Origin of the sequence: Streptomyces sp. WAC 04229 (assembly GCF_003947455.1) — a bacterium.
In the GTDB taxonomy this organism is placed as follows: domain Bacteria; phylum Actinomycetota; class Actinomycetes; order Streptomycetales; family Streptomycetaceae; genus Streptomyces.
This window is the reverse complement of sequence record NZ_QHJH01000179.1, coordinates 1-14,785: the sequence shown is the minus strand read 5'-3', so window position 1 is coordinate 14,785 and position 14,785 is coordinate 1. Positions and strand designations below refer to the sequence as shown.

The 14,785-nt window shown below is 69.3% G+C and carries 9 protein-coding genes and 2 pseudogenes; 4 read left to right on the top strand and 7 right to left on the bottom strand.

All coding sequences use genetic code 11. From position 1 onward, the window contains the following. Nucleotides 1–119 precede the first annotated feature (119 nt). From DMH12_RS30905 to DMH12_RS30895, 3 genes and pseudogenes are all read right to left on the bottom strand, one after another. Entirely contained in the window at nt 120–1,790 is a 1,671-nt protein-coding gene (locus tag DMH12_RS30905) for a PQQ-like beta-propeller repeat protein (protein ID WP_260474402.1), read from the bottom strand. A 63-nt stretch (nt 1,791–1,853) separates the two neighbouring features. Beyond that, nucleotides 1,854–3,740, bottom strand: coding sequence for a PQQ-like beta-propeller repeat protein (locus tag DMH12_RS30900; protein ID WP_260474401.1), 1,887 nt, complete (start codon nt 3,738–3,740; stop codon nt 1,854–1,856). 123 nt (nt 3,741–3,863) lie between these two features. Further along, nucleotides 3,864–4,286: pseudogene (locus DMH12_RS30895) on the bottom strand (HNH endonuclease family protein); the annotation flags it as partial. 147 nt (nt 4,287–4,433) lie between these two features. Here DMH12_RS30895 and DMH12_RS30890 point away from each other — a divergent pair. The 3 genes from DMH12_RS30890 to DMH12_RS30880 all read left to right on the top strand — a co-directional run bounded on the left by DMH12_RS30890 (nt 4,434) and on the right by DMH12_RS30880 (nt 8,337). Then, complete coding sequence (locus tag DMH12_RS30890) at nt 4,434–5,540, top strand: tyrosine-type recombinase/integrase (protein ID WP_185832651.1); 1,107 nt, start codon at nt 4,434–4,436, stop codon at nt 5,538–5,540. A gap of 326 nt (nt 5,541–5,866) precedes the next feature. After that, the gene (locus DMH12_RS30885; RefSeq protein WP_185832650.1) at nt 5,867–7,741 is read left to right on the top strand and encodes a site-specific integrase; all 1,875 of its coding nucleotides are present in this window, start codon (nt 5,867–5,869) and stop codon (nt 7,739–7,741) included. Further along, nucleotides 7,738–8,337, top strand: coding sequence for a DUF6262 family protein (locus DMH12_RS30880; RefSeq protein ID WP_125494717.1), 600 nt, complete (start codon nt 7,738–7,740; stop codon nt 8,335–8,337). Before DMH12_RS30885 ends, DMH12_RS30880 begins: the two co-directional genes overlap by 4 nt. 115 nt (nt 8,338–8,452) lie before the next feature. Here DMH12_RS30880 and DMH12_RS30875 read toward each other — a convergent pair whose 3' ends face one another. From DMH12_RS30875 to DMH12_RS30865, 3 genes and pseudogenes are all read right to left on the bottom strand, one after another. Further along, nucleotides 8,453–9,583, bottom strand: a complete 1,131-nt coding sequence (locus DMH12_RS30875) for a DUF6183 family protein (RefSeq protein WP_125494716.1) — start codon at nt 9,581–9,583, stop codon at nt 8,453–8,455. Nucleotides 9,584–9,649: 66 nt separating this feature from the next. Further along, the gene (locus DMH12_RS30870) at nt 9,650–10,420 is read right to left on the bottom strand and encodes an HNH endonuclease family protein (protein ID WP_125494715.1); all 771 of its coding nucleotides are present in this window, start codon (nt 10,418–10,420) and stop codon (nt 9,650–9,652) included. Between the two features lie 82 nt (nt 10,421–10,502). Continuing rightward, a pseudogene (locus tag DMH12_RS30865) lies at nt 10,503–10,856 on the bottom strand (HNH endonuclease); the annotation flags it as partial. A 137-nt stretch (nt 10,857–10,993) separates the two neighbouring features. Between DMH12_RS30865 and DMH12_RS30860 the strand changes: the two are divergent. After that, on the top strand, nt 10,994–11,191 hold the full coding sequence (locus DMH12_RS30860; protein WP_125494714.1) for an antitoxin: 198 nt from the start codon (nt 10,994–10,996) through the stop codon (nt 11,189–11,191). A 154-nt stretch (nt 11,192–11,345) separates the two neighbouring features. Here the strand turns inward: DMH12_RS30860 and mfd are convergent. Next, nucleotides 11,346–14,785: transcription-repair coupling factor (gene mfd, locus DMH12_RS30855; RefSeq protein ID WP_125494713.1), on the bottom strand; the 3,440-nt coding region annotated here is incomplete at its 5' end.

The following is a 14,785-nucleotide window of genomic DNA, read 5'->3' as shown; positions in this document are numbered from 1 at the left end:
CCCCCGCGCAGCGCCCCGCACCCACGAGAGGGCCCCGCCCCCGCGGAAAGCGGGAACGGGGCCGAAGGGCACTCAAGCGCACTCCAGCGCACCGAGAGGCGCCGAGACGCACCGCGGACTCAGCCGCTCGTGCCGAACCCGATCGCCAGGTACTCCTTCTCGTCCGCGCTGGTCGGCTCGCTGGCGAACACCTGCGACATGTACAGGTGCCCCTGCGAGTAGAGGATCTCGGAGTAGTCCGGCGACATGCTGGACTCCACGTCCCGCACCGCTTCGGTCGCCGGGTTCTCCAGCAGCGTGGTCTGCTTGAACGACCCGCCGTCGATGCTGACGATCTGACCGCCCTTGTCGTACGGCGGCCGCTTGTAGGCGATCACGTTGCCCCCGTCCATGCGCAGCGGGGTGATCGTGTAGTCCTCGCCGGCGTCCGCCCGCTGCCCGGTCTGCTTTCCGGTGGCCAGGTCGAAGGCCACGACCTCGTTGGTCCGGCTGTAGGACTCGCCGCTGCCCTCGTGCTCCTCGGTCGGGATGTAGAGCCGGTTCTCGCCGACCGCGAGCCCCGTGCAGTTCTCGATCTTGGTGATCGTGTCGCAGCGGGCCGCGAACTGCTCGCCGGGGACCGAGATGCGGGTCAGCAGCTTGCCGGTCTTGTTGTCGATCGAGAAGAAGTCCGAGATGCCGCTGCCGTCACCGGCGGAGTCACCGACGTCGGCGGCCACGACCAGCGGGTCCGTGGACACGACGCCCGCGTACTCGATGCCCTTGGCCATCTTGTACTCGGAGATCACCTTCCCGCTCTTCGGGTCGATGGTCTGGATGTTCAGCTGCCGGGCGTCGTACGAGCCGCACTTGCGCACCGCGACCAGCTTGTCGCCGCCGCCGTACCCGGCGTCGTAGCAGGAGTCGGTCGCCTTCGGGGACCAGAGGACCCCGCCGTTGGCGATGTCGAAGCCGACGCCGCCCTCGGTGCTGCCGGCCGCGACGGTGTCGCCGCTGATCGTGACGTTGCTGAAGTTGATCGGCTGGTCACCGGCGGTCTTCGTCCACACCGTCTTCCCGGCGTCCAGGTCGAGGACGGCGACCTGGGTGCAGCCGTGCGAGGGCTCGGCCTTGGTCGGCATGGCGGGCTGGTGGATGACGACCGTCTTGTTGTCGTCGGTGACGTGCTGACTGGCCGCGCAGACCGGACCGGCGAGCTTGATCGACCACTGCTTGCTGCCCTTGCCGGGGTCGTACCCGACGACCTCGGCGATGCCGCTCTTGGCGTACACCTTGTCGGTGAGCCAGGAGCCGGAGACGACGACGCTGCTGTCGTCCTTGCTCACAGCGGGCGCGGGAACCTGGAAGAGCACCTTGGCGGCGGGGTCGGAGGGGACCTTCTCGGTGCCGGCGGAGGACTCGCCGCCCTCGCCGCCCTTCTCGTCGGTGCCGCCCTTGCCACCGGTGCCCCCGCTGGAGCTGGCGGTGTCGTCCTTGCCGCCGTCGTCGGAGGACTTGGCGTACCAGACCCCGCCGCCGATGATCAGCGCGATCGCGACGACGGCCGACACGATGATCGCCAGCTGCGCGTTGATCTTCCGTCCGCCGCCCGGCCCGCCGGGCTGGGGCTGCATCGGCACGGTCGCCTGCGGATAGCCGTACTGCGGCTGCCCGGGCTGCCCGTACGCCGGCGTCGGCTGCCCGTACGGCCCCGGCTGCCCGGGCTGCTGACCGGGGTAGCCGTACCCCGGCTGGGGCTGCGGCGGCGTCTGCGGATACCCGTACCCCGGCTGCTGCGGCGGCTGGCTCATGGCGTGACTACCTCGGGGAAGCGGGGACGACGGGGAAAGAGCCGCAGAGAGCGGCGAAGAAGGTCACTTGCCGTAGGCGAGCATCAACTTCTCCTTCGACTCGTCGTTTCCGGTCAGGCGGGTGGTGGAGATGTAGAACCGCCCGTCGACCCAGTCGACGTCCTTGGAGTAGAAGCTGTTCTCGATGTCCGCGACGCCCTGCGGGTTCTGCAGCAGCTTGGCCGGCGCGTGGGCGCTGCCGCCGGTCGGGATGGCGACCACCTGGCCGCCCGCGTCGTAGGACGGCTGGACGTACGCGACGAGCTGGTCGCCCTCGACCTTCAGCGGCATCATCGACTCGTCCGCGGGGGACTTCGTCCGCCACTTCTCCTTGCCGGTGGCGAGGTTGATCGCGACGATCTCGTTGGCGCCGCTGGTCGCCTCGGTGGGCAGGTAGAGGGTGCCCGCGGCGACCGCGACGCCGGAGCAGCCCTGGAGGTCGCGTTCGAGGATGGCCCAGCCGCACTCGGGGGCGAAGTCCTCGTCGACGCCGACCTGTTCGAGGACCTTGCCGCCGGAGGTGAAGGTGGAGATGTTCCAGACCTTCTTGTCCTCGTTGGTGGCGTAGACGACCAGCGGGTCCACGGAGTAGGCGCGGGCGACCCGCCAGCCCTTGTCGTACTTGTAGGTCCACAGGACCTTGCCGGTCTTCGGGTCGAGTCCCTGGACCTCGTCGTGCTCGGTGTTGCCGCCGGCGCCGCAGGAGGCGACCTGGACGAGCTTCTTCGCGCTGCCGGCGAATCCGGCGGGGAAGCAGGCGTCGCCGTACCGCTTCTTGTCGTACAGCTTCTTGCCGCTGGTGACGTCGTAGGCGGTGCCGGACTGGGAGCGGCCGACCATCAGGGTGGTGCCGCTGACGGAGAGTTCGACGGAGAGCGTGGAGTCGAACAGCTCGCCGTCGGCGACCTCCTCCGTCCAGCCCTTCGCGCCGGTGGCGAGGTCGATCTCCTGGAGCTTGTTGCACTTGGCGCGGTCGCTGGAGCCGCTCATGTAGGCGACGACGATCTTGTCGTCGGCCGTCTTCTCCGGGGTGACCGCGCAGATCTTCTCCGGGAAGGCGATCGGGTCCCAGCTGGGCTTGCCGTCGCCGACGTTGTAGGCGAAGACCTGCTTGTACGCCGCCTTCACCGCGGTCTTGTCGGTGATCCACATGCCGTTGGCGTCGGCGCCGGAGCCGGGGGCGTCGGGCGCCTCCTTGTACCAGAGCACCTTGGACTCGCCGGCCTGGCGGCCCTCGTTGAGGTTGTCGGGGTCCTCGCCGCCGTCGCCGCTGCCGTCGCCGGGGTTGACCGGGGCATCGCCGCCGGAGCCGGAGGGCTTCGGGTCGTCGCTCTTGCCGGCCACCGGCTTCTTGTCCTTGTCGTCACCGCCGTTGGCGGTCACGGCCCACACGCTGCCGCCGATGACCAGCAGGGCCGCGACCGCCGCGCCGACGACGAGGGCGGGCTTGCCCTTGAAGGGGTTGCGGGAGCCGGGGCCGCCGGGCGGCGGGGTGCCGGGGCCGCCCGGGTACTGCGGCTGCGGGTAGCCGTAGCCGGGGGTGGGGGTCGGGGCGTAGCCTCCGTACCGCTGCTGCTGGAAGTGGCGCACGTCGGCCGCGATGTAGTAGGCGATCACGGCCACGAGTGTGATGAGCAGCAGCGCGAGTCCGGTGTAGCCGCCGGGGGTGTGGATCTCGTCGCCGGGCTCGGTCCCGATCAGCACGATGCTGAGGATGTCGACGGCCAGGACCGCCACGAACAGGCCCCAGTCCACGGACCTGCGGGTGACGACCGCCAGTCGCAGCAGCATCACCCAGGTCAGGAAGCCGCAGGTGAGGACCGACAGGGTCACGAACAGCACGCGCATGGAGACCAGATACCCGGGTGAGGGTGGCTGCTTCACCGGCTGCGTGTAGCCGTGGCCGTGCATGGCTGCTCCTGGTACCTGGAACGGGCGGATGTCGCGTCGAGCGTATAGGCCGACACCGACAGGCGGCCCCGGGTTGTACCGAACCGTTGTCGACCTGATCACTCCGGCCGGCCGAGGGCGGTGTCAGCCGCCGCACTGGCGGAGCATCGCCTCCCGGTCGGGCGCGGTCACCGCCAGTTCGTACTTGGCGGCGACCTGGGCGAAGCGGACCGCGTACGCGCACCGGACCTGCTTGGCCGGCGGGAGCCAGGAGGCGGGTCCGGAGTCGCGCTTGGCGGAGTTGGCGCGGCCCTGGACGGGGATCAGGTTGAGGGGGTCGTTGGCCAGTTGCTCGCGCTTGCTCTCCGTCCATCGCGAGGAGCCCATCTGCCAGCTGTAGGACAGCGGCACGACGTGGTCGATCTGGACCTCGCTCGCCTCCTGCTTGCGCCACTCGATGGTCGTGCCGGTGTAGGGGTCGTCGAGGCTCATCTCGACGACCACGCAGTCGGAGCCGGAGCGGAAGCGGATCTCCTGGCCGTCGCGCTTGAGGAGGTCGTTGCGTGTTATCTCTATCTCCCTCCTGACTGCGATCCACATGAGGCACAGCCGTAACCCCTTCCTGTCCCTCGCAGTTATCAGTCACGCCGTGAGGCACATGAGTGACATCGGAGGCAGGAAGCAGATCCCGTGACGTTACGTACAGAGAAGGCCGTGTCGCCTACCACCGGCGAGATCACCTGGCTCCTGGTCGACGAGGAGACTTACGCGCCTCACCCCGAGGCCCGCGAGTTCTCCCTGTACCTGCGCGGAGCCGGGCGGTCACCGCAGACACAGCGCGCATACATCCCCAGAATCGGCCGCTTCCTCAATTGGTGCGCAGAGCGGGGTACCGACTGGAGGACCGTCCGGCTCGGGGACATGAGCATGTTCAAGTTCCACGTCGAGCGGACACCGACCCGGCACGGGCAGCCTCCGACCGGCAGGACGGTCAACGCCACGCTCACCGCGGTCTGCGAGTTCCTCCGCTTCTGCGCCGTCCAGGGACACGTGGCCCACGAAGTCGCCGCGCGTCTCAGCGAGCCCCGCTTCCTTGCCCACGCCCCGGCCAGCTTCGATCCCGGCGAGGGCGGCCAGCACCTGATGATCAAAGCCCGCGCCCTGAAAACGCCGGAGATCGAGCGGGCGCCACAGACGCTCACTCACGCCCAGACGGATCAGATCCTCGGCGCCGCTCGCACCGCGCGTGACCGGCTGCTACTGACCGTCCTCCTGGAAGCAGGACTCCGCATCGGCGAAGTCCTCGGACTGCGGCGCGAGGACATGCATCTACTTCCCGACTCCACCCACCTCGGCTGCCGAACCGGTGGCGCACACCTGCACGTCAGGCCTCGACAGGACAACGTCAACGAGGCACGGGCCAAGGCCGGGCGCCCTCGCATGGTTCCCCTGACGCCAGAGGTGGTGCATCGGTATCGCGATCATCTCGCCGAGCGCGAGCAGGTGGCCGGCTCCGCCGACTGTGACTACGTCTTCGTCAACCTCGTCGGCGTCCACGCGGGACGCCCTCTGTCGTACTCCAACACCAAGCAAGTGGTCGAACGGATTGGGAGACGCTGCGGTCTGACCGCCCGGCCGCACATGATGCGGCACACTGCCGCCACCCGCTGGATCCGCAACGGGGTCGCTCCGGACGTCGTGCAGACACTCCTGGGCCATGCCTCGTCGGCGAGCACAGCCGTGTACGTGCACGCCCAGGACGAGGATCTCCGCGCGGCCGTCGCAGCCGTCGACAGTCTCGCCTCGGAGCTGCAGCGATGACCATTGCACCTCTCCGCTCGGCTGTCGTCGCCTCCGTCTCCGTTGAATCGGAGTGGCCGTCATGGCTAGCGGCACGCCTCCCGTCGGGCTGGCGGGCAGATGAGTGGGACCCCGTTCAGGCACTGTTCACTGCCGATCCTGGTAACCCGACGACCAGCGTGTTCATCTGCTCCGTGGCCTCCTGCACCGCCCATGTCGCGAGCAACGGGTCCCGCTGCGACGCCTGCAGGAAGGCCCGTTATCTCCTGGGGAACCCTGCGGACTTCGACACCACGCACACCCCGGACCCCTCCCGCCGCAGGCCTAACACCTCCCCGAACGGGGCGATGCCAGGCGTCTCCCAGTTCTCGCTCGCCAATGTGAGCCCGGCGGTCCGCCAGGAGCTCCTGTACGGGCTCCAGCAGCGCGACGACGCCGGCATCAGCCTGGTCCCCCAGCGAGTGCGCCGTATTGTGGCCGGCCTCCCCATCGGACTCGGCTCGCTCCTTGACCTGGACGCCTCCTTCTCCTCCGGGCTTCCGGCTGCGGCCTCCGGCGTCCTGAACGGTGTTCTCCTGCACGTCCGACGCGCACGCGTCGAGTTCGAGGGCACCGATCCGACCTCGGGCGACGTATGGGAGTGCGCACTCATCGGGCTGACGGCGGGACGCGGGCGCAGGTATACCGCTGTCCATGGCGACATCGACTTCCGTCCGGTGCGGCAGCTTTGGCTGCGGGAACTGGTCAAGGAGTACGGCCGCACGGCACGCCCCAACGTCATGGACCTACGGCAGACCGTCTACGCGGCGACCATCGCGTCCTCCGCGCTGGCAGGCTGCCCCCACGGGGATGAGCCGGAGCGCCTCGCCATGGCTGACATGAACGCCGTAGTGGACATGTTCCGCATCACCAAGCGGCCCGAGGACGGTCACGACTACTCCACCAGCCACCGCAGAGCACTGCTACGCCACTGGCGCGCGTTCCTGGAGTACGCACGGCAGGCCGGGATGATGGACCACGTGCCCGGCGGGTTCGCGGTCAACCCCCGCTTCCATAGCATCTCCGCAGTGGAAGTGACCGAGGACGATCTCGGCCGTGCGATCCCCGAGCACGTCATCGCCCAGCTCGACGCGCACCTCCAACTGCTGGGCACCTCGTCGGGGTACGCGAGCGGCGGCTGGGCGGCCGCCGACTTCGCGCGGATGTACCAGGTGGTCTACGCGGTTCTCCGGGACACCGGCCGACGTCCGGGCGAGATCACCAGCCTGCGCCGCGACTGCCTGGAGCGGATCGACGGCAAACCGACGCTGATCTACGACAACCACAAACGGCGCCGCCACGGCCGTCGGCTGCCCATCTCGGAGAGCACTGCCCAGGTGATCGAAGCCTGGCAGAAAGCACTCGATGCACTACCAGCCGTCCCGGCCTGCGACCAGTGGCTGTTTCCCTCGCCGGGACAGCGCAACCGGCCGCGCCGCGGGCATCTGAACGCCTCGCATTTCTGCAACCGGATCTTCCGGAACTGGCTCGACGAACTGATCCCAGACCTCGTGGACGACCGGCTCGGCAAGGACGGCACCCCGCTCGCCTACGACCGCACCCAGGTCGTCCCTTACGGCTTCCGCCACGCTTACGCCCAGCGCCATGCGGACGCGGGCACCCGCCCCGACGTGCTGCGGGACCTCATGGATCACCGTTCGCTGGACGTGACCATGGGCTATTACAAGGTCTCCCTCAGCCGAAGGCAGGAGGCCGTGCGCACGGTCGCGGCACTCGCCGTCGACCGGCACGGAGCAGCCCGCGGATTCGGCGATCCTCTCGCCTACGAGGTGGACAGCGTCGGGGTCCCCTATGGCGGCTGCACCGAGCCGAGCAACGTCAAGGCCGGCGGCGGGCACTGCCGCATCCGCTTCCAGTGCGCCGGGTGTGACTTCTACCGCCCCGATCCCTCCTACCTCCCCGCCCTGGAACAGCAGGTCGCGGACTTGCGCGCCGACAAGGAAGCGGCCCTCGCCATGAAGGCCGCCGACTGGGTTGTGCGCAATCTCGACGACCAAATCCGCGCCTACTCGAAGTCGGCCGACGAGATGCGACGGAAGCTGGACGCGCTGCCCGCCGAGGAGCGGGCCGCCGTCGAATCCGCCTCACGCGAGCTGCGCAAGGCACGTTCCGCAGCGGCCTTCATCCCTCTGCAGGCACTGACGACACGGAGCTCCGAATGAAAATCCCTGCTGCTTCCGGCGGCAACGACCGGAACGCCCGGGTCGAGCGCTTGCGTGTCAGCCGCACCAAGGACAGCGAAGACAAAACAAGGCGTGCACTCGACGCCGTGGATGCCCTTCTCCGCTCGGGGCGACGGATCACCGTTGCCCAAGTGGCGCGGGATGCCTCGGTGTCCACGTGGTTCGTCTACAACCGGCCTCAGGTGCACCAGGCCGTTCAGGACGGCATCTCCGCCCAGCGAGCGCGAGGTCGCCAGAACTCCCACACTCCAGAGGCGTCCCAGGTGTCTCCGGCCGGTTTGCGGACGGACCTTGCACTGGCCCGCGAAGAGATCAAGGACCTCAAGAAGGAGCGCGATCGGCTCCGTAACCGAGTCAGGCTCTCTCTCGGCGCCGAGTTGGAGGGTGCGAACCAGCACGAACTGATCGAGCGGGTACAGCAGATCGAACAGCGGAATACCGCGCTGGAGCAAGCGCTGTCAGAGGCCAGGGATCGGATCGCCGCCCTGGAGGGCCAACTGCGTGAGGCGGAGGACGACCTCACCGCCGCGCGAGCCAGTCTGCGCCGTGCCATGCGGACTGTTCCGTCCCCGTAGCCCTCGCGGTACCGCCTACTCGCAGGTGTCCGGCTTGAGTGCTGTTTGCCGGGCAGCCGCGAGGAGGTCGGCGAAGTGGTTCAGGAATTGGCTCACGCACTGGTCAGGACCGCGCTCAGTCGGTGTCCGTCGCGGCCAGCATCGCCAGCCGTCGGCGTTCTGGAGAGACTGCGACGAGGCCGATGTCCCATGCCACACGCTCGAACCACTTGGTATCGGCGCCAAAGGCATACCAAGCGCATGCCCGTGCACTCGCCTCAACTTCTTCCACGCGGCAGCCCTGTTCCGTACCGGAGAGGCTGGCCACGGACTGCCAGGCTGCCAGCCGGCCGTAGGCACCGCGGAAGCCGGAGTTGTAGGCACCTCCCGTGGACGCGGCGGCGAAGAGGACCTGCCATGGGTGCTCCGGCGGGCAGGCCGCAACCGATAGGGCAGCCTTCTTCATCCCCGCGCCTTCCAGGCACCTCAGCCCGAGTGCCAACAGCGTCCTCGGAACCGACTCGGCTTCCAGAGGAGCCGCCAGATCGAAGACTCGTGCTTCGATCCGGCCGTTCGACTCCTCTGCCCAGTTCGACACAGCAACGCCGGTGGCCTTGGCAACGGCTTCGGTCGTCGTCTCCTCGACCGGCGGCACGGGCGCTCGGTCATCACGCGGCACCTCACGGTTTACCGGCGGGCCGTACGGCATCGAGTGGCTGCCACCGCGAGGGCTGTAGCTCGGCAGCTCCGGTCGGCCTTCCAGCTCCGACAGCGCCAATGGCAGCCATCCGAGCGGATGAAACCTCCAGTGCGGTGATGTCGCCCACTCGGCGATCCCCGGTGATTCCGTGACGTCGACGCCTCTGAGAATCAACTCATGGACCAAGCAGGCCCGAAGTTCCTCAGTGGCGTGTCCAGTGAACGCCACTGCGAGCTCCTCGGCCGGTTGGTTGGAGGCCAGCAGGGAGGCGGCGTAGCGGTCCAGCTTCCTGTCAGCGGCCTCTGCGGAAGAAACCAGCCGCAGTGCTTGGGTGACGTTGCCGGGAGCGGGCGTGGTGGCCAGCAGCCGGAGCAGGTAGTCGAAGACGCTCCTGTACTGCCATATCCGCCCGGCGTCAGAGGCGTAAGCCCCGGCGAGCGCGATAGCGAGGTCCGCGACGAAAGCAGCGTCTCCCCGCCCGAGACTGCGGTCAGCCGTCTTCCACACGTCGGTGACGCTCTTCAGATCCGGCAGCTTCGTCACTATCTTCTGTATGCGGTCAGCCACGGCAAAGGAGCCTATGCGTCGCGCAGCGCGAAAGCGACGGCATTTCCGCAGGTCACCACGGCCCTCTCAGCCCCCGCACTGTTCAAGCATCATCCTCTTGTCCGGGGCCGTCACCGGGAGCTCGTACTTTTCCGCAACCTGTGCGAAGCGGACCGCGTACGAGCACCGGATCGGCTTGTTCGGCGGCAGCCAGGACGCCGGACCCGAATCGCGTTTGGCGGAGTTCGTGGAGCCCGAGACCGGCAGGAGATTCAGCACGTCGTTGGCCAGTTGCTGCCGCTTCTCCTTGCTCCAACGCGAAGCACCCATCTGCCAGGCGTACGACAACGGCACCACGTGGTCGATCTGTACCTCAGCGGCCTTGGCCTTCTTCCAGGCGATGTCTTTGCCGGTGTACGGGTCGTAGAGGTCCATCGACACGACCACGCAGTCGGAACCCCTACGGAACTCGACGTCCTGTCCATGAAGTTTCAGCAAGTCGTTCCGGGTGTCACAACCGTTCCTCGCCAGCGGCACCCCATCCGCCGTGTCCATCCACGCATAGCCGAACTCGTCACGGTCGTAGCCCGTCTTCGGCCCCCGCCCCTTGACTGTGAGTTCTTCGACGAGCCTGCGCGCGTTCGCCCTGTCCGCCTCCGACGTGAGCGCGCCGAGCCCCGGCTTCGTTCCGTCCGGATTCGTCAGCGGGCTCGCCACCTGCCCGGCAGCGGCGTCCGGTCCGGGCCCCGCAGAGCTTCCGCCCGGCTCCAGGCCGTCACAGCCCGCGACGAGCGCGACGGCAACGGTGGCCGTAAGGACGCCCCTCTTCCCGCGCGAACACAGCAGCCTGTGACTCATGTGCCTCTCACTACGCACAGCCGACCACACCCCACGTACGCTGCGAGAACATTTCCGTCACGGCGCGAACCATAGAGATAATGCGTGTGTCGCAGCCGTTGCGGGCGAGCGGGACGCCGTCGGCGGAGTCCATCCAGGCGTAGCCGAACTCGTCGCGGTCGTAGCCCGTCTTCGGGCCGCGTCCCTTGGTCTCCAGGTCCTCGATGAGCCGCCGGGCCGTGGCCTCGGGGCCGTCGCCGGTGACCGGGGCGAGGCCGGGGGCGGTGCCGTCGGGGTTGCGCAGGGGGCTGACGGCCGGTCCGGCGGCCGGGGCGGCGGCGCCGCTGCCGGTGGGTGAGGCCCCGTCGCCCTCCAGGCCCTCGCATCCGCTGACCAGGGCCAGCGCGAGGGCCGCGCCCGCGGTCCATCCGGTACGGATCCTGCTGTGCCGCGTCATGCGCGTTCCTCCCCCGACTCGATCGCCGGTATCACCGTAGCGACGGAGAGGTCCAGACCAAAGAGGGCTTAATTGGGCATGTCGGACATACCTGCCGTACCTTCGAAAGTGAGTCACGTCTCGGAAGGAGCTGCTGCATGGGCATCCTCGACAAGGTCAAAGCCATGGCCGGCAAGGACAAGGACAGGTCAAGGAAAATGTCCGACGCCGCCGAGCGCCAGGTCAACCAGCGGACCGGCGGCAAGTACGAGAAGCAGGTCGACGCCGCGCAGCAGCAGGCCGAGGGAAAGCTCGGCTTCGGGCGCGAGGGCGGCGACCGGCCGGAGCAGCGGTAGCCGCTCCGGACGTCCACAACCGCCGAAGCCCGTCCATGGGGCGTGTCCCTTGGACGGGCTTCGCGTTTCGTCTCGCGATTCGGCCCTCCGCCACGTCCAGGACGCTTCTGGCCTCAGGAGGACGGGCTGCTGACCTTGGGAGGACGGGCTCGCGCTACGACCCCAGGATCGAGGTCAGGAACTCCCCCACCCAGCCGAGCAGTTCCCGCCCGAGCAGCGGCTTGCCGCCGACCTTCGCGGTCTTCGGGCGCGGTACGAGGACCTGGCGGGTGCCCGCCTTGATGACGCTGCCGGGGTAGAGCCGCTTCAGCCTCAGTTCCTGGGACTCGCGCAACTCCACCGGCGCGAAGCGGATGTTGTTGCCCTGGAGCACGATCTCGCCGACGGCGCACGCCCGCGCGAGCATCCGCAGGCCCGCGACCAGCAGCAGGTTCTCCACCGGCTCCGGCAGCTTGCCGTAGCGGTCGACCAGCTCCTCGCGCACGGCCTTGATGTCCTCCTCGCTGTTGGCGGAGGCGATGGACCGGTATGCCTGGAGGCGCAGCCGCTCGCCGGGCGCGTAGTCGTGCGGGACGTGCGCGTCGACCGGCAGCTCGATCTTGACCTCCAGCGGCGGCTCCTCCTCGACACCGCCCTCCAGCGAGGCCCGGTAGTCGGCGACCGCCTCGCCGACCATCCGCACGTACAGGTCGAAGCCGACGCCGGCGATGTGGCCGGACTGCTCGCCGCCGAGCAGGTTGCCCGCGCCGCGGATCTCCAGGTCCTTCATCGCCACGTACATGCCCGCGCCCATCTCGGTGTGCTGGGCGATGGTCGCCAGGCGCTCGTGCGCCGTCTCGGTCAGGGGCTTCTCCGGCGGGTAGAGGAAGTACGCGTAGCCGCGCTCCCGTCCTCGGCCGACCCGGCCGCGCAGCTGGTGGAGCTGGCTGAGGCCGAAGTTGTCGCCGCGCTCGACGATGAGGGTGTTGGCGTTGGAGATGTCGATGCCGGACTCGACGATGGTGGTGGAGACGAGCACGTCGAACTTCTTCTCCCAGAAGTCGACGACCACCTGCTCCAGGGCCTGCTCGGACATCTGGCCGTGGGCGGTGGCGATGCGCGCCTCGGGGACGATCTCGCGCAGCCGGGCCGCCGCGCGGTCGATGGACTCGACGCGGTTGTGGATGTAGAAGACCTGGCCCTCTCGCAGCAGCTCGCGGCGGATGGCGGCGCCGATCTGCTTCTGCTCGTAGGGGCCGACGAAGGTCAGCACCGGGTGGCGCTCCTCCGGCGGGGTGGTGATCGTGGACATCTCGCGGATGCCGGTGACCGCCATCTCCAGGGTGCGCGGGATGGGGGTGGCGGACATGGTCAGCACGTCGACGTTGGCGCGGAGCTTCTTCAGCTGCTCCTTGTGCTCGACGCCGAAGCGCTGTTCCTCGTCGACGATGACCAGGCCCAGGTCCTTGAACTTGGTCTCGGAGGAGAACAGCCGATGGGTGCCGATGACGATGTCCACCGACCCCTCGCGCAGGCCCTCCAGGGTCGCCTTCGACTCGGCGTCGGTCTGGAAGCGGGACAGCGCCTTCACGTTCACCGGGAACTGGGCGTACCGCTCGCCGAACGTCCCGAAGTGCTGCTGGACCAGCAGGGTCGTCGGCACGAGCACGGCGACCTGCTTGCCGTCCTGAACCGCCTTGAAGGCGGCGCGGACCGCGATCTCGGTCTTGCCGTAGCCGACGTCGCCGCAGATCAGGCGGTCCATGGGGACCGTCTTCTCCATGTCGTCCTTGACCTCGGCGATGGTGGTGAGCTGGTCCGGGGTCTCGGCGTAGGGGAAGGCGTCCTCCAGCTCGCGCTGCCAGGGGGTGTCGGCGCCGAAGGCGTGTCCCGGGGCCGCCATCCGCGCGCTGTAGAGCTTGATCAGGTCGGCGGCGATCTCCTTGACCGCCTTCTTCGCGCGGGCCTTGGTCTTGGTCCAGTCGGCGCCGCCGAGGCGGTGCAGGGTGGGGGCCTCGCCGCCGACGTACTTGGTGATCTGCTCCAGCTGGTCGGTGGGGATGTAGAGCCGGTCGCCGGGCTGGCCGCGCTTGGCGGGGGCGTACTCCACGACCAGGTACTCGCGGGTGGCGCCCTGCACGGTGCGCTGCACCATCTCGATGTAGCGGCCCACGCCGTGCTGCTCGTGGACGATGTAGTCGCCCGTCTCCAGGGTGAGCGGGTCGATGGTCTTGCGGCGCCGGGCGGGCATCCGGGCGCCCTCTCGGCCCGCGGCCTTCTGGCCGGTCAGGTCGGTCTCGGTGAGGACGGCGAGCCGGAGGGTGCGGTCGACGAAGCCGTGGTCGATCGAGCCGCAGGAGACGTGCACGACGGAGGGGCTGAGGGCGCCCAGGTCGTTGTCCAGGCGGGCCGCGATGCCCTCGCCGCCGAGCACCTCGACGGTGCGGGCGGCCGGGCCGTGGCCCTCGGTGACGTAGACCGCGCGCCAGCCGTCGGCGAGCCAGCCCTGGGTGTCGGCCAGTGCCTTGGCGGTGTCGCCGCGGTAGGTCTCGGGGGCGTGCATGCCGAGCTTGAGGGTGTCGGCCTCCTCGAACGCGTCGTCGGCGGCGAACGGGGACACCGACCACCACATCATGTCCAGCTCGCGGGCCCGCTCCCGGACGTCGGCGATGGACCAGAGCGAGGCCGCGTCGACGTCGATCGGCGCCTCGCCACCGCCCGCGGTGGCCGCCCAGGAGGCCTGGAGGAACTCCTGGCTCGTCGCCACCAGGTCGGCGGCGCGGGTCCGCACCCGCTCGGGGTCGCAGACGAGGGCCATGGCGCCCTTGGGGAGCACGTCCAGGAGCAGTTCCATGTCGTCGACGAGGACGGGGGCGAGGGACTCCATGCCCTCGACGGCGATGCCCTCGGCGATCTTGCCGAGCAGTTCGCCCAGCTCGGGGTGGGCCTCGGCGAGGGCGGCGGCGCGCTCGCGCACGTCCGGGGTCAGCAGCAGCTCGCGGCAGGGCGGGGCCCACAGGCCGTGTTCGGCGATCTCCAGGGAGCGCTGGTCGGCGACCTTGAAGTAGCGGATCTCCTCGACGTCGTCGCCCCAGAACTCGACGCGGAGGGGGTGCTCCTCGGTCGGCGGGAAGACGTCCAGGATGCCGCCGCGGACGGCGAACTCGCCGCGCTTCTCCACCAGCTCCACGCGCGCGTACGCGGCTGCCGCGAGGGCTTCCACGATCTCGTTCAGGTCGGCGGTCTGCCCGGTGCGCAGGGCCACCGGCTCCAGGTCGCCGAGGCCCTTGACCTGCGGCTGGAGCACGGACCTGACGGGCGCCACGACGACGGAGACCGGGCCGGTCTCCGGGTCGTCGGGGCGGGGGTGGGCCAGGCGCCGCAGGACGGCCAGGCGGCGGCCGACGGTGTCGCTGCGCGGGCTGAGGCGCTCGTGCGGGAGGGTCTCCCAGGAGGGGTACTCGACGATGCCCTCGGGGGGCAGGAGGGAGCGCAGGGCCGCGGCGAGGTCCTCGGCCTCGCGGCCCGTCGCCGTCACCGCCAGGACGGGACGGGACGTCTCGCGGGCCAGGGCGGCGATGGCGAAGGGGCGGGCCGCGGGTGGGCCGACCAGGT